At 45.5% G+C, this 20392-nt stretch carries 19 protein-coding genes and 1 pseudogene; 17 read left to right on the top strand and 3 right to left on the bottom strand.

Annotation, left to right across the window (positions count from 1 at the left end; genetic code table 11):
- Window positions 1-22: 22 nt before the first annotated feature.
- From V1225_RS14210 to V1225_RS14185, 6 genes are all read left to right on the top strand, one after another.
- Window positions 23-844, top strand: coding sequence for a type III pantothenate kinase (locus tag V1225_RS14210; RefSeq protein ID WP_160202162.1), 822 nt, complete (start codon window positions 23-25; stop codon window positions 842-844).
- On the top strand, window positions 837-1799 hold the full coding sequence (gene dusB, locus V1225_RS14205; RefSeq protein WP_160202163.1) for a tRNA dihydrouridine synthase DusB: 963 nt from the start codon (window positions 837-839) through the stop codon (window positions 1797-1799). The genes V1225_RS14210 and dusB overlap by 8 nt, the downstream gene beginning before the upstream one ends.
- Before the next feature lies 1 nt (window position 1800).
- Window positions 1801-3087: a hypothetical protein gene (locus V1225_RS14200; protein WP_338546986.1), complete on the top strand. Its 1287-nt coding sequence runs from the start codon at window positions 1801-1803 to the stop codon at window positions 3085-3087.
- Window positions 3088-3529: 442 nt separating this feature from the next.
- Entirely contained in the window at window positions 3530-3856 is a 327-nt protein-coding gene (locus V1225_RS14195) for a hypothetical protein (protein WP_251631271.1), read from the top strand.
- A gap of 12 nt (window positions 3857-3868) precedes the next feature.
- Window positions 3869-4189: a helix-turn-helix domain-containing protein gene (locus tag V1225_RS14190; RefSeq protein WP_160202165.1), complete on the top strand. Its 321-nt coding sequence runs from the start codon at window positions 3869-3871 to the stop codon at window positions 4187-4189.
- 5 nt (window positions 4190-4194) lie between these two features.
- Window positions 4195-5451: a type II toxin-antitoxin system HipA family toxin gene (locus V1225_RS14185; RefSeq protein WP_338546985.1), complete on the top strand. Its 1257-nt coding sequence runs from the start codon at window positions 4195-4197 to the stop codon at window positions 5449-5451.
- 181 nt (window positions 5452-5632) lie between these two features.
- Here V1225_RS14185 and V1225_RS14180 read toward each other — a convergent pair whose 3' ends face one another.
- Window positions 5633-7129 (bottom strand): PLP-dependent aminotransferase family protein, encoded by a 1497-nt coding sequence (locus tag V1225_RS14180; protein ID WP_338546983.1) that lies wholly within the window; start codon window positions 7127-7129, stop codon window positions 5633-5635.
- Window positions 7130-7301: 172 nt separating this feature from the next.
- Here V1225_RS14180 and V1225_RS14175 point away from each other — a divergent pair, with 172 nt between their 5' ends.
- The 11 genes and pseudogenes from V1225_RS14175 (at window position 7302) to V1225_RS14120 (ending at window position 18829) form a co-directional block, all read left to right on the top strand.
- Window positions 7302-8495 carry an amidohydrolase family protein gene (locus tag V1225_RS14175; RefSeq protein WP_338546982.1) on the top strand — a complete coding sequence of 398 codons (1194 nt, stop codon included), beginning with the start codon at window positions 7302-7304 and terminating at the stop codon, window positions 8493-8495.
- Window positions 8496-8517: 22 nt separating this feature from the next.
- Entirely contained in the window at window positions 8518-9756 is a 1239-nt protein-coding gene (locus V1225_RS14170) for an MFS transporter (RefSeq protein ID WP_251616769.1), read from the top strand.
- A 527-nt stretch (window positions 9757-10283) separates the two neighbouring features.
- The gene (locus tag V1225_RS14165; RefSeq protein WP_338546981.1) at window positions 10284-10607 is read left to right on the top strand and encodes a hypothetical protein; all 324 of its coding nucleotides are present in this window, start codon (window positions 10284-10286) and stop codon (window positions 10605-10607) included.
- Window positions 10594-12591 carry a V-type ATP synthase subunit I gene (locus V1225_RS14160; protein ID WP_338546979.1) on the top strand — a complete coding sequence of 666 codons (1998 nt, stop codon included), beginning with the start codon at window positions 10594-10596 and terminating at the stop codon, window positions 12589-12591. The genes V1225_RS14165 and V1225_RS14160 overlap by 14 nt, the downstream gene beginning before the upstream one ends.
- On the top strand, window positions 12588-13058 hold the full coding sequence (locus V1225_RS14155; RefSeq protein ID WP_161908017.1) for a V-type ATP synthase subunit K: 471 nt from the start codon (window positions 12588-12590) through the stop codon (window positions 13056-13058). The genes V1225_RS14160 and V1225_RS14155 overlap by 4 nt, the downstream gene beginning before the upstream one ends.
- 18 nt (window positions 13059-13076) lie before the next feature.
- A complete protein-coding gene (locus V1225_RS14150; protein ID WP_338546978.1) occupies window positions 13077-13658 on the top strand; it encodes a V-type ATP synthase subunit E family protein in 582 nt (193 codons plus the stop codon).
- A gap of 12 nt (window positions 13659-13670) precedes the next feature.
- Window positions 13671-14677: pseudogene (locus V1225_RS14145) on the top strand (V-type ATPase subunit).
- Window positions 14670-14993, top strand: a complete 324-nt coding sequence (locus tag V1225_RS14135; protein WP_161908014.1) for a V-type ATP synthase subunit F — start codon at window positions 14670-14672, stop codon at window positions 14991-14993. Before V1225_RS14145 ends, V1225_RS14135 begins: the two are co-directional and overlap by 8 nt.
- Complete coding sequence (locus tag V1225_RS14130; protein ID WP_338546973.1) at window positions 14994-16781, top strand: V-type ATP synthase subunit A; 1788 nt, start codon at window positions 14994-14996, stop codon at window positions 16779-16781.
- Window positions 16765-18132: a V-type ATP synthase subunit B gene (locus tag V1225_RS14125; RefSeq protein WP_338546970.1), complete on the top strand. Its 1368-nt coding sequence runs from the start codon at window positions 16765-16767 to the stop codon at window positions 18130-18132. Before V1225_RS14130 ends, V1225_RS14125 begins: the two co-directional genes overlap by 17 nt.
- A gap of 10 nt (window positions 18133-18142) precedes the next feature.
- Window positions 18143-18829: a V-type ATP synthase subunit D gene (locus tag V1225_RS14120; protein WP_338546968.1), complete on the top strand. Its 687-nt coding sequence runs from the start codon at window positions 18143-18145 to the stop codon at window positions 18827-18829.
- 73 nt (window positions 18830-18902) lie between these two features.
- Here the strand turns inward: V1225_RS14120 and V1225_RS14115 are convergent, their stop codons facing one another.
- Window positions 18903-19499 (bottom strand): hypothetical protein, encoded by a 597-nt coding sequence (locus V1225_RS14115; RefSeq protein ID WP_161908010.1) that lies wholly within the window; start codon window positions 19497-19499, stop codon window positions 18903-18905.
- On the bottom strand, window positions 19496-20086 hold the full coding sequence (locus tag V1225_RS14110) for a hypothetical protein (protein WP_338546967.1): 591 nt from the start codon (window positions 20084-20086) through the stop codon (window positions 19496-19498). Before V1225_RS14110 ends, V1225_RS14115 begins: the two co-directional genes overlap by 4 nt.
- Between the last annotated feature and the right edge of the window lie 306 nt (window positions 20087-20392).

Raw genomic sequence — 20392 nt, 5'->3', positions numbered from 1 at the left:
AATATGAAGGAGATATACGGAAATGCTTTTAGCTTTTGACGTTGGAAACAGTAATATCGTACTTGGCGTATTTAAAGACGGAAAGCTGATTACCAACTGGAGAATCAAGACTGATACGAACAAGAGTGCCGATGAATATGGCATGATTGTCAATCAGCTGTTTGCTTACGAGGGTCTAAAGACTTCTGAGGTTAAAGATGTGATTATTTCAACGGTTGTGCCGTCTGTGCTCTATACACTGCAGCATCTTTCTATGAAATATTTTGACAGACGTGCCATCACTGTGGAGTCTGGCATTAAGACTGGTCTAATCGTAAAATATGATAACCCTAAACAGGTTGGTGCTGATAGAATTGTCAACGCCGTTGCAGCAGTACATAAATATGGCGGACCGCTGATTATCATTGATTTTGGTACAGCGACCACCTTCTGCGCTATTACGGAAAATGCCGAGTATTTGGGAGGCACTATTGCACCGGGACTGAAGATTTCCTCTGAGGCGCTTTTTGAAAAGACCTCAAAGCTGCCGAAGGTTGAGCTGGAGGAACCAGGTCACACTATCTGCAAGAATACGATTCAAAGTATGCAGTCGGGTCTTGTTTACGGTCATATGGGCATGGTGGATTACATCGTCAAGATGATGAAGAAGGAACTGGAAGTTCTGACTGAGTCGGATAAGCCTGTGACAGTTGTTGCGACGGGAGGGCTTTCCACTCTCATAGATAGTGGTGTTTCCTGTATCGACTATGTAGATAAAATGTTGACCTTAGAAGGTCTGGAACTGATTTATCAGAAGAACAAAAAGGCTAGCAAGCCATGTAAAGGAACGAAAGAAAATGAATAAATCCTTGCAGATTGGAAATGTAACTTTGGACAATCCATTTTTGCTGGCACCACTTGCAGGAATTACAGACGCTCCCACTCGCAGAATCTGCCGCGAGATGGGGGCGGCTTTGGTATATTCGGAAATGGTCAGCGGAAAGGGGCTCTTTTATCGCGGGCAGAAGAGCGAGCAGCTGCTTTATGTAGATCCACAGGAAAAGCCGGTAGCTTTTCAGGTCTTTGGCAGCGAGCCGGAGATTATGGCATTTACAGCAAAGAAGTTGGACTCCTACGAAAACGCTATACTGGATGTCAATATGGGTTGTCCGGTGCCCAAAATCGTGAAGAATGGAGAGGGCTCTGCTCTTCTGAAAAATTTGGATTTGATTCACGATTTGATTGCCGCTATGGTGGCAAATACAAGCAAACCGGTTACCGCAAAAATTCGCATTGGTTTTGATTCTCACTCTATCAATGCGGTAGAGACGGCAAAGGCAGTAGAAGCTGCGGGGGCAGCGGCTATAGCAGTTCACGGCAGAACCAGAGAGCAGTATTATAGCGGAGAGGCTGACTGGAGTCAAATTGCTGCCGTCAAAGCAGCAGTGTCTATTCCGGTTATTGGAAACGGTGATGTGGTGGACGCAGTTTCCGCTATGGCGATGCTTGAAAGAACTGGCTGCGACTTTGTCATGATTGGAAGAGGGGCGCTTGGAAATCCTTGGATTTTTAGAGAAGTGACCGCCGCATGGCGAGGGGAAGAAGTACCTCCGCCACCAGAAATTACCGAAAAAAAGCAGGTGATGAAAAGGCATTTTTGTGCTATGATGGAATTAAAGGGAGATCGCGTTGCAGTCCGCGAAATGCGTAAGCATATGGGCTGGTATCTGAAAGGTCTTCCGGGAAGTGCCGCCATTCGTGGGAAAATCAATCAGATTGATGATGCGGACGCTTTATTACAAATGATAGGAGAGATTTAACGTGAGAAAGAAACTTTTTATCTGTTTGCTTGCGGTTATGCTGGTAATCGCATCCCTTTGCCAGACCGTATTTGCAGATTTTATGGATGATGTAAAACAGTCGCCCAATGCAGTGGTAATGGTAAGTGTGGACAATGAAGATTGTCTGGAACTTGAAAATTTAAAGGATTTGAAAGTGCGCCTCACATGTCCGGGCGCAGGACTGGATATGACTGTACCTGTGGAAGAAGTGCAGATGGATGGTGAAACCATGGGACTTTGGCTGGGCTTTCCATCTGAGAAAATCAGCGATGCAATCATGAACAAGCTGGCGGAGATGCAGGGAGAACTGGATTTAGGCGAGCTGGAAGAGGACCCTAAGCTGGACATGACGAGCATGGAAGATGCAGGCGATGTCATCGAAGATATTGAGAATCTTTTGACCGAAGTGGAAATCACTGTGGAGGGACTGCCGGAGGGTCACTATGTAGTGGACGGTTCTGCGGCTATTTTAACCCACGAAGTCTGCAAAGCTGCAATCGACATGATTATGGAAGCGGCAAGGGAAGAGTTTGGGGAAGTAAATAGTTTTTCTGAGCTTTTTGATAAACTGATGAAGCAGCTGGGTCTTGATCTTGATGAAGTTTTAGATACTTCAGCCTGGACCCAGGAGGACTGGGAAATCCTTGAAGAGATGGGTATTACAGAAGCGGACATCGAGAACATCAAGACTTTGATTGCAAATCTCGATCCCCTGATTGAGTACATAACCAGCGAGGAATTCAGCGGTATTCTTATCGCAAACGCGTATCTTGTCTGCGAGTGTCCGCAAATTTGTGACTATACTGTGGAACACCGCTATTACGAACGTGTAGACGGAAAATTAAAGCTTGTCGGAACTGTTAACGAAGGTGAAAAAGCGAATAACTATTATTTGATGGGAACCGAAGGAGACATCATCTACGCAGAGGATTTTAAGCAGCCGGTATATCAGGGAAAGACCTACGAGTATCTGGGAAGCTACAGTGACTATGCGTTGTATGATGATTACAATTGGAAGTATTATCGTATGAAGTCGCTGACCCTTGGTGACTATGAATCCGGTTCGGGTCTGGTGCTGCGTTATGTCTATGATAAAGATGGCAGTGCAGCTGCCGGCAGCACAGCAGGTACGTCCGGCAAGGGCGATGGGCAATCCGCGCCGGCGACCGGTGATGAACAGCCGCTAGGTATCTATGTGCTGGTGCTGGCTGCAGCATTGGGCTTAGCAATCAGCTGTGTAACCGGCAAAATGACACAATCCCGTTAAATCTAAGGCTTTTGTGTCAGTTTTGAAAATCTGGTTTTTGATGATTTGACACTTTCTCTATGAATTTTTAGAGAAAGTGTCATTTTTTGTACTTTTAGGAGTGGTAAAGCTGCAGCTCTCTGGGTCTGCAGTGCTGCACACCTCTGTAATCATAGCAATAGAAAGAAAAATTTCCTTCGTTATCATGAAAAAGTGACACAATCGGTGGAAATATCATGTCATAGTGTCAGAATTACTGAAACACGAATTTGAAAAATGACACAATGCATGGAATTTGTGAGGTTTTATGTCGTTTCTGACTAAACGTATTTATCTAGCATGCCCCCCCTTGCGATTCTCCTAAAAAATATATAGATTTTTTCTATGAATTGCGTTTTCCATAGAATATAATAGAAATCGGACAAACTAAAATGTAGATATGAAGAGAGGAACGTAGATAAGTTTGGAGAAAATTTTTAAATTGAAAGAGCATGGCACCACGGTCAGGACGGAAATCATGGCGGGTGCCACTACTTTTGTATCGATGGTATATATACTGGCAGTGAATCCTGCTATGCTGGCAGACGCAGGCATGGACAGTGCCGCAGTATTTACGGCAACGGCAGTTTCGGCGGCGCTGTTTGTTCAGAATCGGCACGCTGGTGGCGTAATAGTTTCCTTGACAATTGGGAAGAATAAGATGTATGAGTTTTTTAGAAAAAGCGAAACATTTTTAACGTTTATATTAATTGACATAACGCGGAGTTTTGTCTATAATAATAAACATTAAGAGGTGATTGCTATGAGAAAAACGTCGTATAATCTATTACCGACCACTGAGGATATACTAAAAACAATGGGCGAGCAAATCAAACTGGCTAGGCTTCGTCGCAATTTGCCTGTTGAGTTGGTTGCAAAGCGTGCGGGGATTAGCCGCGCTTCTCTTTGGAATGTGGAGAAAGGGAGTCCTTCCGTTGCCATTGGCATTTATGCAGCCGTTTTACATGCGCTGAACAACATGGATAAAGACCTGCTGCTTGTTGCCAAAGATGATGCAATGGGACGTAAAATGCAAGATTTGAATCTGACATTAAGAAAAAGAGCACCTCGGAGGGAGGATTAAAGCGCATGTCAATGAATAAAACTATCCTTGTCTATGACGATTTCAGTGGTGCTGTGCCTGTGTTGATTGGAAGACTTTATGTTGATGTAATTAAGGGCGGAGAAAGCTATTCCTTCGCATACGATGATGAATGGTTGGCTAACACAAAGTTGTCTCTTTCTCTTGACCCTGACCTGCCGACTTACGCCGGTAGACAATTCCCAAACGGCAGAACAATCTTTGGGGCCTTTGCGGATGCATCTCCCGATCGTTGGGGTCGGCTTTTGATGAATAAGCGAGAGCGTAACCTTGCAGATAAAGAAGAACGAAAACCGCGGAAACTTTACGACAGCGATTTTCTCCTTGGCGTATATGACGAAGCTCGCATGGGCGGTCTCCGCTTCAAATTAGAGGAAACGGGCGAATTCCTATCAAACGATAAAGAAACTGCCACACCCCCTTGGGCTACATTGCGAACATTAGAAGAGGCGTCGAGACAGTTTGAAAATGATGAAAGGGCTCTGAATGAAAAGTGGTTGAATCAGCTGATCCGACCGGGCTCTTCTCTTGGCGGAGCGCGTCCAAAAGCTACTGTTGTGGATACGCAGGGGCAATTATGGATCGCGAAGTTTCCGTCAAAAAACGATGATAACAATACTGGCGCTTGGGAGAAGGTTGTCCACGACCTCGCTCGCATGTGTGGTTTGAATGTACCAGAATCAAAGCTTGAGACTTTTTCGAAGCTCGGAAGCACTTTCCTTGTAAAACGCTTCGACCGAGACAGAGATAAACGAATTCATTTTGCATCAGCCATGACATTGCTTGGTAAAACGGACGGCGCCTCCGCTGCCGATGGTTCAAGTTATCTGGATCTTGTATCAATTATCACATCGAGTGGTGCTAATCCTACAGAAGATTTGATTGAACTATGGAAACGCATTGTTTTTAGCATGGCGATTTCCAATACCGACGATCATTTAAGAAATCACGCTTTTGTTTTAAAAAAGAGCGGCTGGGCACTTTCTCCACTTTACGATGTGAATCCCGTACCGTATGGTGATGAATTATCTCTCAATGTAAACGAGGCTGATAATCGCATATCCATACCTCTTGCCATAGAGACCGCATACCGTTTCAACATCGCAGAAAAAAATGCAAAAGAAATGGCAGATGCAATCACCACAATCGTTGGGAACAATTGGGAGAAGTTAGCTACCGAGTACGGTATTCCCCGCGGAAAAATCGAAGACATGCGTCCTGCGTTCAGCGCTTGTTATGAGTAAAAAATAGTCAAGTACGATTTGACAAATCTTACTTGACCAACACAAAAGATAAATAGATAATAAGGTTGTGCATATATTTTGTGTACAACCTTGTTTTTTTGAAGAGCTTGAATGTGTACCATTTCCGGTATTTTTAAAGAAAATGGTGCAGAAAAGACAAAACTAATGTTTGGACAATCCCTCATCTGCGCCCGCGCACTGCGGCAACAGCGGCGGACAGCCTGCCGACACCTTCTGCGATTTCTTCCTCGGTTACGTTGCCGTAGGCGAGACGGAGGAAGTTGTCTCCTTTGTTCATGAATGGGAAGAACAAATCGCCGGGCATATAGGAAATGCCCAGCTCATGGGCTTTGTACAGAAGTGCCTGTGGGTTGATATCTTCGTCTAGGCAGCACCAGAGGGCAGTACCGCCCTTTGGAACCTGAAACCTGTAGGCAATTTCATCGTAAGAAGAAAGTGCACTGCAGAGGCAGTCTCTGTTTTTTTTCCCGAAGTCGCAAAGAGTGTCGATGTGGTCATAGATGTAGCCTTTTTTGATAAATTCCGAAGCCAGATACTGACCGATAGGATTGACGAAGATCCGGCTGTTTTCCATCAGCATGGAAAACCTGTTTACTGTTCGCTCCGGTGCGACCATATAGCCCACCCTTACGCCGGGGCAGATGGTGGCGATAAAGGAATTGACGTAGATGACATTTCCCATGGTATCCAGAGATTTTAGGGACGGAATGGGAACTCCTTCATAGCGAAGAACGGAGTCGCAGTCTTCTTCCACGATGGGAATGTCGTATTTATAGGACAATTCCAAGAGCTCATATCGTCTGGAAAGACTCATGATGGTGTTTGTTGGAAAATGGAAGGTTGGTATGGTGTAAATCATGCGAGGTCTGTACTTTACAATGAGACCTTCCAGATACTGGGTCTGCATGCCGTTTTCATCCATGGGAATGGTGATGACATTCAGGGCGAGAGACTGCAGCACCTGCAGCATATCAGGGGAGATTGGCTCTTCGCAGATAATGGTATCACGTGCAGAGAGAAAAATTTGAGCAGCAAACTGCAGCGCTTCGTAGGTTTCGCCCACAATTTGAATTTCCTTGGGAGAAACGTGAATGTGCCGCTTTTCTAAAAGGGATTGAATGCTTTGAATCAGCTGAGGCAGCCCTTGGGAAGGTGCAAAGTCACACCAGTCGAAGCGGCCCTTTTCAGAAAGCTCGCTGAGAATCTGATTCAGCTGTTTTCTCGGATAAAGGTCAGGGGTAATGATATCAGCAGCCATGGAAATCAGCGGCACGTTGGGGCTGTCGACACCGCTGCTGTAAAACAGTTTGGCGAAAAGGTTGTCCATTTGCAGATACTCCTCTTTTAACATGAAACTCAGTGCGCCGGGATATCTGCTGCTTTTAAAGCTGCCGCCCCGTTTAAAGTCGGCAGGCTGACTGTACGTTACAAAATAGCCCCTAGGAGAGATGGAGGATTTGATTAGATCCTCGCTGATTAGTTCTTCGTAAGCCTTGACTATGGTATTTCTATGCACGCCAATATTGGCTGCCAGTGTTCGCTCCGCCGGCAGCTTGAATCCATTAGCAAGCTCACCAGAAAGAATCCTCTGCCGAATGTCATTTCGGATCTGTGCGTAGACCGGCGTGTGGGCTTTTCGATTGATAGAAATTTTCATTTGGCACCCTCCGTATAGTCCAAAAGTCGTATGATTTCTTCTTTTTTTATTATAAACCCAAAAAAAACGGCAAGTAAACAGAAATTTGGACTATTTAAAAGGGTACCATTTGGAACTTTTTATTTTTGACAGGGAGTATAAACTGATAAAAACGAAACAAGGAGGTAGACCCATGATTGTCATTCGTAATTGCAGATTGGTAAATGCTTTGACAGAAGGCTATAACGGCAGTACGGCAGATGTATATGTAAAGGGAAATAAGATTGCACAGATTCAGGCAGCAGGCACGCCCTATGAGGCAGATGAGCCGCTGACGGTAATTGACGGCACGGGGAAGACCCTAATTCCCGGACTGATTGAAATGCACGCGCATTTATATGGTTTTATCTTTAATTATTATGAACTGCAGTGTATGCCGGAGGGTAAGATTATTTTTGGCGTAGTGGATTTTGCTAATGAGTATTTGAAGCAGGGCTTTACTATGATTAGAGATTGCGGCAGTTCATATAATGCCGTGGCAACCGTAAGAAATGCCATCGAAGAAGGGATTATCAAAGGACCGAGACTGGTGCCTTGCGGTCTGATTATCACACCTACAGAAACAGGAAATGACTGCTTCAGTGATTTGTATTTGGAAGCGGACGGACCTTGGGAAATGAGAAAAGCGGTGCGCACAGAACTGCAGAAGGGCAACGACTTTATTAAGCTGATGGTTAGCGGTGCTTTTATGAACGAAGGCGCAGAGCCGGGTATTCAGGTTGCGGAGCTTGATGAGATTGAGGCGGCAGTGGCTGCGGCAAGGCGCAAGAATACTTATGTGTGCGCCCACTGCCACGGGGCAGGCTCTATCAAAGATGCCATCAGAGCAGGAGTCAGAACAATTGAACACGGTACTTTCCTCGACGATGAAGGGCTGCAGATGCTGAAAGAAAGCAAGGACTGCTACCTGGTGCCTACAGGTGCAGTAGGACTTTACTGTTTGGATACTAGCAACCCGGACATCACACAGGAACTTTATGAAAAGAGCAAAGCGGCGGCACAGATTGAAATCGATAACATCAACAGAGCGTATCGCGGAGGTCTGAAACTGGGTTTTGGTTCAGACATAGACCTTGAGGCGCTTCGCAAACACCCGGGCTATGAATTTATCGCAAGAAAAGAATATTACAATTTTGAAGATCTGGACATTCTGATTCAGGCGACAAAGAACAGCGCGGAGATTATGGGTTACGGCGACGAACTGGGTACAGTGGCGGTCGGAAAACTTGCGGATCTTGTGCTGGTTGACGGTAATCCTGACGAAGATATTTACGTCATGACAAAACCGCCGGTACACGTTTTGAAGGATGGAGAAATTCTAGTATAAAAAAGGAGAAATGACGATGAATATGAGAAAGAAATTAGGACTGGTCGTAATCGTGACCTTTTCCTGTATCGTACTGCTCATCCCTTATCTGGCGTACGATTTTTACAATCAGTTTTTGAATACATACGGCGTGACCGACACACAGATGGGCTGGCTTTTGACCATATACGGCGCGTCAGCTGTTCCGAGTTATTTTATCGGTGGTTGGGTTGCTGATATTTTCAACCCGAAAAAGCTGGTAATCGCATCTTGCGCACTGACAGGTCTGGTTGCCTTTGGCGTAGCCGTCAGTAGTTCCTTCACCATGCTGGCAATCTTATTCTTCCTCTTTGGGATCACAGCAATTACGCTGAACTGGAGTGCATACCTGAAAATTATCAAAATGCTTGGAGATGAAGACGAGCAGGGAAGACTTTTCGCTATGTCGGATATCGCTTATGCTGCGCTGTCGCTGGGTCTGCAGTATATCGTTCTTGCCATTATCACATGGGCGTTGGCAGACAATCCAAACGGATTTAAGGCAGCGTACATCATCTACGGCGCGCTGGCTATTATCGTTGGCGTTGTGGTACACTTTGCGATTCCGAACATGAGCTACGAAAAGGAAGGCAAGGGAATCAAAGAGGACCTACGCCTCATGGGACATGCCGTAAAGCTTCCAATCACCTGGTATTTATCCTTCTTTACACTGGGATATTTTCTGATTCGCTCTAATATTACCTACTTGAATCCTTATTTGACAGATGCTTTTGAAATCAGTATTCCTTTTGCCCAGGCATTTTCAGCAGCGATTAGAACTGGCATTCTAATGATTTTCTCGCCAATCGGAGGTACTCTCCGCGACAAAGGGCATACGGCAAGTTCCATGATTAACAAGCTGTCTATCGGTTGTATTATATTTTCTGTGGTGCTGATGTTAATTCCGCAGGGAAGACCGTACGTCATCTGGGTTATGCTTGCAGCCATTCTGCTCCTTGCCTGCAATGCGATGATGTCAAATTTCCTCTACACCCTGGTAACCACTGCAAAGGTGCCGAATCTCTATGTAGGAAGCGTATTCGGTATCGCCTCTGCAATCGGATATTCGTCCGATCTGTATCTTTACACCATTTGCGGTCATTATCTTGATACGATGGGTAACGCCGGGTATAAGGTTGTCTGGTTTGTCGGCGTCATAGGCGGACTTTTGATGTTTGCGATGGGGCATGCAATTAAGAAGACTTATGGATTTGAGCCGCTTGATGAAGAGGAAGCTCATTAAGATATCCGGTTAGACACCTGCTGCACTGCTGCCTGTTTTTTAGACACCGGTGTGGCAGGTGTCTATTTTTTTTCTGTGAAATTCTGGTAAACTGCAGATAAGTAAATCAATTAAGCCGAGCAAAGAGGAAAAAATCATCCAAAAAACATCCAAAAATAGCATATTTTAACCAATTAAAGCGCTTTATCGCATAACAGTGCGAAAGTGTTGGAATTTGGAGATTTTTGTTTTAAGCAGGAAGGTGTATTGGAAAAAGAACATGGAATTGCCAGAAACAGGAGCTTTTTTATCTTGACTTTGACAAGATGTCAGAGGTAATATGGGCAAAGATTCGCATTTTTGTGTTTTGAAAAATGAAAACTGGCAGCTGGCGCAGAAACGGGATATTTGAACTTGTTTTTGTGTATAATACAAAAAAGATATAGAAAGTTTGTAATTGCTGTGATTGTTTAGCAGATGGAATTGGTGGTATAATCAAATTAGGTAAAATCTTCCTGATGATAGGAAGATGCTATGGAGGTGGGAGAATGTTTGTCGAAGAACTGGAAAAAATCAGAGAAAGCGAATCTTTAGCGGATAGCCTGATAAAGCAGGCAAAACAGGATGGAAAAAAGGCTTTGGAAAATGCAAGGTGCAAAGCGGAGCAAATCATCGAAGACGCAAAAAAAAGCAGCAGTTTGCGAAAAGAAGCTCTTATCGCAGAGGGAGAAAGCATTGCAGGCAGCCAGTATGAGGAGGCGCTGAATCGCTGCAGGCAGCAGTGTCAGGAAATGACAGAGCAGGTCGCTTCCCGCGAAAATAGGGCAATTGAATTGATAATAGAAAGGATTGAGAGCGGTGTCCATTGTTAAAATGAAAAAGGCTGCTGTCATCGGTCTTGATACAGAAAAGGAAAGTCTCATCGCGGATTTGATGGATTTAGGCGTTATGCAGATTACCCAGCGAGAGGTAATGGATGAAGCTTTAGAAGACTATTCTTCTAAAGAACTGCCGCAGGAGGTAGACGAAAGTATTCTGGCTGCGCTGGAGCTGAAAATCAATGAGACATCTCTGGCACTGGAGACGCTGCAGAAGTTCAACACACAGAAAGAGCCTCTCTTTTTCACCCGGCGGGCGATGAAGAAGAAAGATTTTGCAGACCTCTGGGAAAATAGAGAGAAGACTTATGAAGACGTGGCGCATATTTTGGCGCTCAATGACAGACGGCATAAGCTAAGAGAGCTGATAAACAAAAAGCAGGCAGACCTTGCAGCCTTGCGCCCATGGCTGGTATATGACCTGCCTCTTGAACAGCGGGCGACGACAAATACGAGAATTAATCTGGGGATGCTTCCTGCTGCGGCTGATGTGGAAAGTCTGCGGCAGAGAGTTTATGACGGCAGAGAGGCAGTATTCTTAAAGGAAATCAATCGTGATAAGGATTTGATTTATCTGGCTGTTGTCACCATGAATGAAAATGATGAAGAAGTGCTGAATATCTTGAAACAGCACGGTTATACACCGGTTCCCTTCGAGGATTTTTCGGGAACTGCAGAGGAAAATCTCAGGCGAATTGCTGAAGAGATTGTGGCAGATGAAGGAGAATGCTCCCGCATAGAAGAGGAAATCACAAAACTTTGTCCGCTGAAAGAATCTGTCGAGGCCGTTTACGATCGACTTATTGTGGAACGTGATAAAGAAAAGGTAAAGGAGAAGCTCCTCAATACCAAACGTACTTTTACACTGGAAGGATGGGTACCGGAGTCCTGTCAGGAAGCGGCAGCTAAGACGCTGGAAAAACACGGATGCTGCTATGCGTTCCGCGATCCGAAGGAAGACGAAAATGTGCCTGTACTGACAGAAAACAGTGGGCTGGTGGATCCTTTTGAAGCCATTACAGAGATGTATTCCCTACCGGATTATCGGGGCGTAGATCCGACCAAGTATTTTGCTTTTTTCTATGCCATGTTTTTTGGCATTATGCTCAGTGACGCAGGATACGGCATTGTTATTGCGATTGCCTGCTTTGTGGTATTGCACAGATACGCACTGGAAGGTATGACTTACCGCATGATCAAGATGTTCTTCTATTGCGGACTTTCCACCGTGTTCTGGGGTGCGCTCTTTGGCGGCTGGTTTGGAGATTTCTTCCAGGTAGCGGCAAGAGTCATGTTTGGCAAAGAGATCACCATACCAGCGCTTTGGTTTAATCCGATTGAAGATCCGACCAAACTGTTGATCTGGTCGCTGATCTTCGGGGTGATTCATCTGTTCCTGGGTATGGGTATTAAAGCATCCATGCTGATAAAAAGAGGACAGTGGAAAGATGCAGTCTTTGATATTTTTTCCTGGTATATGGTTATCGGCGGCGCAGCTATGTGGCTTGCCGGCAGCAGTATCAGCCAGGCACTGGTAAAGCCGGGCATGTACATTGCTGTTTTAGGCGCAGCGATTCTGCTTTTGACCGGCGGAAGAAACAACAAAGGCATCGGAAAAGTTACAGGCGGCTTAAGCTCTCTGTACAATATCACCAGTTATATCTCGGATATTTTATCCTATTCAAGGCTGTTGGCTCTGGGCCTTGCCACCGGGGTTATTGCAAACGTGGTAAACACTATGGGCTCGCTGAAAGGCAGCGGTCTTGCAGGGACTATCATACTGCTTATTGTATTCGCTTTTGGACACACTTTCAATCTGGCAATCAATGCACTTGGGGCGTTTGTCCATTCCAGCAGACTGCAGTATATTGAGTTCTTTGGAAAATTCTATGAAGACGGCGGTGATGAATTTGACCCGCTGCGTAAAAATACAAAATATGTTCGTGTAGTTGAAGACACAGATGGAGGTAGAAAATGATTACGGGAAATGTTTTTGCACTGATGGGTGCAGCAGTTGCAGCGCTGGCAGGAATTGGAAGCGCAATGGGTGTTGGTATCGCAGGTCAGGCAGCAGCAGGTGTTCTTGCTGAAGATCCGAAAAAATTTGGTAAAACCTTAATTTTACAGGCGCTGCCTGGCACACAGGGTATTTATGGTCTATTGATGGCATTTCTGATTTTTATCAGAATTGGACTTCTAGGCGGTGGCATGGTTGACCTTACAGTTTCTCAGGGACTGTATATTCTGGCTTCTGGCATTCCAATCGGTCTTGTCGGCATCTGGTCCGGTATTGCGCAGGGTAAAGCGGCAGCAGCAGGTGTCATGCTTCTGGGTAAGAGATCCGATCAGATGGCAAAGGGTATTATTTATGCGGCCATGGTAGAAACTTACGCAATTTTCGCCCTGCTGATTTCCATCTTAATGCTCTTTAATCTTGGAATTTAACAGATGGGACGTGAAACCATGAGCATAGAAAAAATTACATCAAAGATTATCGCAGACGCGAGAGAGCAGGCGCTGGCCATCGCGGAAGATGCGAAAATGCAGTGTGATGAAATCCTTGCAAATGCAGAGAAAGAGGCAGCAGCCATTTTAGAAGATGGCGAAAAACGCGGTCAGGAAGAAAAAGAAAAACGGATTCAGAGAAAAAAAGCGGTGGCGGATATTGACGGACGCAAGTTGGTTCTGGAAACGAAACAAAAGCTCATTGCATCTTGCTTTGAAAAGGCGGAAGAAGCGCTGCACAATATGGAGGAAGAGCGGTATATTGCTTTTCTTGCAAGGGTTATTACTAGTACCGAAGAAGCTTCCGGCGAAGTGATTTTGAGTGCAGGCGACAGAGCGCAAATCGGCGATAAGCTGATTGCAGCGCTGAAGGAACAACTGCCCCAGGGTAATTTTACTTTGGCAGAGGAAACCAGAGAGACCGGCGGTGGACTGTTTCTGAAAAAAGGGCAGGTATATCTCAACTGCACGATTTCCGCATTTTTAGAGGAAGCAAGGGAGCAGCTGATCGGTCAGGTCGCACAGCAGTTATTTCAGTAAGGAGAACGTGCTATGGCAAAGCGAAAAATAGAAGAATACACCTTTGCAGACGCATATATTGGTAGTTTCACACGAAATCTGATGAGCCGCAAGGATATGATGAGACTGGCTTCCTGCAGGGATTTAAAGGCGGCGGAAGCTGTTTTGCAGGAGTTCGGCTACGGGGAAGCGAAAGAACTTTACGATGACGATATCGAGTGGTTTATCAGAAGAGAACAGAACAAACTTTTCAATCTGATTTACGACACGGTGCCGGAGAGAAAAGAACTGTCTATGTGCCTGTTTCCGTATGATTATCACAACATAAAGGTTTGCCTGAAGTCTGAATTTCTGGGAATTACGCCGACGGAGGACCATCTGATGTCCAACGGCGATATCGACTGGAAGCACATGGTAGCTATGGTGCGAGACAGAAACTTCACGTTTATGCCTACTGTGATGAAAGAAGCGATTATTGAGGCGACAGATCTCTTTGGCAGAAGCGGCGATCCGCAGGAAATTGACATCATTTTGGATAAAGCCTGTTACAAGCAAATGCTGCAGGCAGCAGAAGAAACAGGTGAGGATTTCCTGATCGGTATTGTAAAACGGCAGATCGACATTTTGAATTTAAAGACCTTTGTAAGACTGCGCCAGATGAAGAAGCCATGGAGCTTTTCCAGAAGGTTTATCTTGCAGGCGGAAATATCAGCGAAAGTTTTTTCTTTTCCGCATGGGAAGAAAATTACAGCCAGATTGCAGATAAGCTGACCCCGTATGGACTTTCAGAGGCGATGGCAAAAGGCGGCGCAAAGCTTTCTGAGACGGGAGATTTTGCTCTCTTTGAAAAGCTCTGCGAGGATGCGCTGATGGAATTTAACAAAAAGGCGAAATATGAGAGCTTCGGCATCGTGCCAATTGCGGGATACTGGTATGCAAAGGAACTGGAAATTGACAATCTGCGAATTATCCTGACGGGAATTTTAATCGGTTCTACGCCGGAGCAGATTGCAGAGAAATTGAGGGAGCCATATGTATAAGATAGGTGTAATTGGCGGCAGGGAATCGGTTCTGGGCTTTAAAGCTGTTGGACTTGATGTGTTTCCCGCTGCTGAAAGCGAAGAAGCAAAGAGCATCCTGCGCCGACTTGTAAAAGAGGGCTATGCGATTATTTATATCACAGAAGTGCTCGCAAAGGATATGGCGGAGGAAATTGACAAATACAAAGACAGCAGACTGCCTGCGATTATTTCCATTCCAGGAAAAGAAGGCGCAACCGGAGAAGGTATGCGCAGCGTAAGCAAGGCAGTGGAGCGTGCTGTGGGAGCAGACATACTATTTGGAGGTGAAAAATAGATGAGTCAGGGAAAAATCGTAAAGGTTTCCGGGCCGCTGGTCATCGCTTCGGGCATGGAAGACGCCGATATGTTCGACGTTGTACATGTAGGAGATCAGGGGTTAATCGGTGAAATCATAGAAATGCGCGGTGACATGGCGTCCATTCAGGTATATGAAGAAACAGCAGGAATCGGACCTGGCGCGCCGGTAGTTTCAACAGGGGCTCAGCTTTCTGTAGAACTGGGGCCGGGACTCATTGAGACCATGTACGACGGTATTCAAAGACCTCTCGTCGCCATGCGCGAAGTGGCTGGCGCAAATATCACCAGAGGTATTAAAGTACCGTCACTGGATAGAGAAAAGAAATGGGAATTTGTCCCTGCAGTCGCTGCCGGCGACAAAGTCGAGGCTGGCGACATCATCGGTACGGTGCAGGAGACCGTTATTGTAGAGCAGAAAATTATGGTGCCTTACGGCGTTTGCGGTACGGTGGAATCTATCACCGGCGGCAGTTTTACTGTAGATGAAGTGGTGTGCACCGTACGCAAGGAAGATGGAAGTCTGGCAGAGCTTACCATGATGCAGAAATGGCCGGTTCGCCGTGGCAGACCGTACAAAGAAAAACTGGTGCCTGAAATGCCGCTGGTTACAGGGCAGCGTGTGATCGACACTATGTTCCCAATTGCAAAGGGTGGCGTTGCTGCAGTACCGGGTCCATTCGGCTCCGGAAAAACTGTGGTGCAGCATCAGCTGGCAAAATGGGCAGATGCAGACATCGTAGTCTATATCGGCTGCGGTGAGCGCGGAAACGAAATGACCGACGTACTGATGGAGTTTCCTGAGTTAAAAGACCCACGGTCGGGAGAGTCATTGATGAAGAGAACTGTCCTCATCGCAAACACTTCCGATATGCCGGTTGCGGCTCGTGAAGCATCTATCTATACTGGTATTACGATTGCAGAGTACTTTAGAGATATGGGCTATTCTGTAGCTTTGATGGCTGACTCTACATCCAGATGGGCAGAAGCCCTTCGTGAAATGAGCGGTCGTCTTGAAGAAATGCCGGGCGAAGAAGGATACCCTGCTTATCTGGCATCCAGACTGGCACAGTTCTATGAAAGGGCTGGTAGAGTTATTTCTCTGGGTAAAGAAGGAAGACTCGGTGCGCTTTCCGCCATCGGTGCAGTATCTCCTCCGGGCGGTGATATTTCTGAGCCGGTTTCTCAGGCAACACTACGTATTGTAAAGGTGTTCTGGTGCCTGGATTCTTCTCTCGCCTACAAGCGTCACTTCCCAGCTATTAACTGGCTGCAGAGCTATTCCCTTTATGTAGATCGCCTAACTAAGTGGTATGAAGAAAACGTCAGCAAAGAGTTTCCTGCGCTGCGCGCACAGGCGCTGCTGCTTTTGCAAGAAGAGGCGGAACTGCAGGAAATCGTACAGCTGGTCGGCGTGGACGCTTTGTCCTTTGAAGACCGCCTGAAATTGGAAGCGGCGCGTTCTATTCGCGAAGACTATCTCCATCAGAATGCGTTCCACGATGTGGATACTTATGCTTCCTTAGACAAACAGTTTAAAATGCTGAAACTGATTTTGGGTTACTACGAGATGGCGAAGGATGCAGTGGGCAAAGGTGCTGATTTTGACGCACTGGCAGGGCTTTCTGAACGTGAGTCCATCGGTAGATTTAAGTATGTAGAGGAAGCTAAGGTTGACGAAACCTACGACGAAATTATGAACACCATGAAGCAGTCTATTGGGGATTTGACCAGAGGGGAGGCTGATGACGATGATGAAAGAATATAAGACCATATCAGAAGTTGCAGGTCCTTTAATGCTCGTCAAAGATGTAGAAAATGTGACCTACGACGAACTGGGTGAAATTATTCTGCAGAACGGCGAAAAACGATTATGCAAAGTTTTGGAAATTAACGGTACGGACGCTCTGGTGCAGCTCTTTGAAAGCGCTGCAGGCATTAACCTTGCGGAAAGTTCGGTGAAGTTTCTCGGAAGAGGCAATCAGCTTTCTGTTTCTCCGGAAATGCTGGGCAGAGTTTTTGACGGTATGGGACGCCCTGCTGATGGCGGTCCTGCTATCATTGCCGAAAAAAGATTGGATATCAACGGTCTGCCGATGAATCCGGCAGCCAGAGACTATCCGGCAGAATTTATTCAGACCGGTGTATCTGCTATCGACGGATTGAACACGTTGGTTAGAGGCCAGAAGCTGCCTATTTTCTCAGCTTCAGGTCTTCCTCATGCTGATCTTGCGGCACAGATTGCCCGTCAGGCGAAAGTAATCGGTGGTGAAAGTAATTTTGCGGTAGTATTTGCAGCGATTGGTATTACCTACGAAGAAGCGGATTTCTTTGCATCGGACTTCCGCCGCACAGGCGCTATCGACAGAACGGTTATGTTTATGAATCTTGCCAATGACCCGGCGGTTGAACGTATCGCAACGCCGCGTATGGCGCTGACCGCAGCGGAATATTTGGCATTTGATCTGGGCATGCACGTTCTGGTTATCATGACTGATATCACTAACTATGCGGAAGCTCTTCGTGAAGTTTCGGCAGCTCGTAAGGAAGTGCCGGGACGCCGCGGCTACCCGGGTTATCTTTACACCGACCTTGCGACTATGTACGAAAGAGCTGGTCGTAAGCGGGGGCAGGAAGGCTCTATCACTATGATTCCGATTCTGACTATGCCGGAAGAAGATAAGACGCATCCGATTCCCGACCTGACCGGATATATTACCGAAGGACAGATTATTTTGTCCCGCGACCTTTACAGAAAAGGTGTACAGCCGCCGATTGACGTTCTGCCGTCGCTTTCCCGTCTGAAGGATAAAGGCATCGGTGCAGGCAAAACCCGTGAGGATCATGCGGACACCATGAACCAACTCTTTGCGGCATACGCTCGCGGAAAAGAGTCGCTGGAACTGATGACGATCTTAGGTGAAGCCGCTCTCAGCGATATCGACCTGATGTACGCAAAATTCAGCCAGGAGTTTGAAAAACAGTACGTATCGCAGGGCTATGAAAAGGACAGAACCATTGAAGAAACGCTGAACCTGGGCTGGGAGCTTCTGAAACTCCTGCCGAAGAGCGAACTGAAGAGAATTAAAGACGAGTACATTGAGAAGTATTTAGGGTAGGTGAGGCATCATGGCTGAAAGAATGAATGTAAATCCTACCCGTATGATGCTGACGTCTCTGAAAAAGCGGCTAAAAACAGCTACTCGCGGTCACAAGCTGCTCAAAGATAAGCGTGATGAGCTGATGAAGGAATTTCTGGAACTGGCACGGGAAAACGGAAGACTTCGTAAGGAGGTTGAGGCGGCCCTTGCCGGCGTGTATCGGAATTTCTCTGTGGCAAGCGCCATGATGAGTCAGGAGGTTATGGAAGAATCCCTGATGTTTCCCAAGCAGGGTGTTCTGCTGGAAGTGGGAAACAAGAACATCATGAGTGTAGATGTTCCTGTCTTTGGCTTTAAGACCACGGCGGAAGATCCGACCAATATTTTCCCTTACGGCTTTGCCCGAACTTCGGGAGAATTGGATAACGCAGTAGCCGAACTGGCGGATTTATTTCCGGCGCTTCTGGAACTGGCTGCAAAGGAAAAGCAGACACAGCTTCTGGCAGCGGAGCTGGAAAAGACCCGCCGCCGCGTAAATGCTTTGGAATATGTCATGATTCCAAAACTTCAGGCAACCATCAAGTATATACAGATGAAGCTTGATGAAAACGAGCGCGGAAACCAGACCAGACTGATGAAGGTCAAGGATATGATGCTGGAAGAAACCCTTGCTGAGAAGAGAGCGAAAGATGCGGCGGTTTTTGGCGCTAAATGAAAATGGATTAGGAATAAAGAACACCTCGGCAAGATTTTGTTGCCGGGGTGTTTTACTGCAAAAATCATATTTGTTAAAGGTAAAGTTCCAAAAAGGAAAATGAAAATGCAGAGGTCTCGAATGTTTGTGCGGCAAAGTACATTTGAGAAAATGTTTTTGATAACGCTGCAACGTGAGGATTTTTTTGCAGCTGTGTGAACGTATATCCAAAGACTGGAATAGAACATACGCCTTGTAGTAAAGCTGTCTCCTTCAGAAACTCTACAAATAAGCTCCACTCTTTTCCTTCTGCTAAAACCGGCGTTTCCGATGGAACTGTAAAAGGAATACGTTCATAGGAGTTTTCGGCTTTTTTTGCTTTTGTGGGAGTTCCTAAGCAGAGATAAGAAAGACCTTCGTTAAGGAACTTTCCGGTAGCGCAATCATCAAAGGCAGATAAATATTCCTGTTTAGGTATTCCAACAGCGTAGGGTTCATTCGCCTCGGTTTTGGAGCGGTTTACAGACAAATAAGCTTTACGTAAGGTATGGCCATCAATTGGATCTATTTTTGTCACATATACATTGTCGCACAGCATAGAAGGTACAGTGAAGGTATCTGCAAAGCGCATTTTCGCTAGTGAAAATTGAAGCGCAATATGATTTATGATAACTAAAGATTCTTGTTTCATGGTCTCTTAAATGTGCCGTTGACAGCTTCTCTGGAAATCGGACCGGCAGTTGTAGTAACTTTAATATTCTTCACTCGAATCAGTACTTCTTTTACGGAAGAACCAGTGTACATGGTTTTATCATTTACGAGCGTTTTAGTTGTGCCGATTGATGGAATGTCAATTGTTGCGCTGCTTAACAGTTTATGATTAAGCAAATTAGCATCCCAAATTTCAATGTCAGCGTGATAGCTTGTCAATATTGAATGAGAACATGTAATGCCGACTCCAAAAGTAATATTAGAGCCTTTCCAGCTATGAACTTTAAAGTAGCCTTGGTAAGTCGCAATGGAAGATGGCCTGATATCTGAAGGAAGCTTCAAATTTCCATCGAACATTGGCACAATGACAGGTGCAGCCTCATCATCTGAAATAAGGATTGCAGTTCTCATTTCGGATTCTGAGTCTGTGAAAGCAATCTCTGAAAAATTGCAATCAGTTTTTGTACATTCCTCCGTGACAGAGTCAGCAAAAGAAGTACATGTCATGCTAAGAATTAGAATAGTAACAACAGTTAAAATGATGTGGAATTTTGTTTTGTTTTTCATGATTTTAGTCCTCCTTTATTTTAATAAAATCCTTATATATAAAATATAACATTAATTTAAAATTGTCAATCGTATTTCAGAAAATATAAAATATATAGAAAGATATATAAAATTGGGAATTTGCGGTTAAAATATACCTTTTGCTGTACCTGTGACAGAGTTATCCAAAAGCGTTATTTTTGTCAACGAATTTCTTGAAATATAGTGACTATAGTGACAGGCTAGCGGAAAACTGTCGCAGTTGTCACGATTTGAGGGAAAATGGAGTTGGAATTCGTTTATTTTGGTGACAAAACGGAGGCAAAT

The sequence above is a fragment of the Emergencia sp. JLR.KK010 genome (assembly GCF_037018265.1).
GTDB lineage: Bacteria > Bacillota > Clostridia > Peptostreptococcales > Anaerovoracaceae > Senimuribacter > Senimuribacter intestinalis.
Note: the sequence above shows the minus strand (reverse complement) of the source record. Positions and strands in the feature narration are given on the sequence as shown.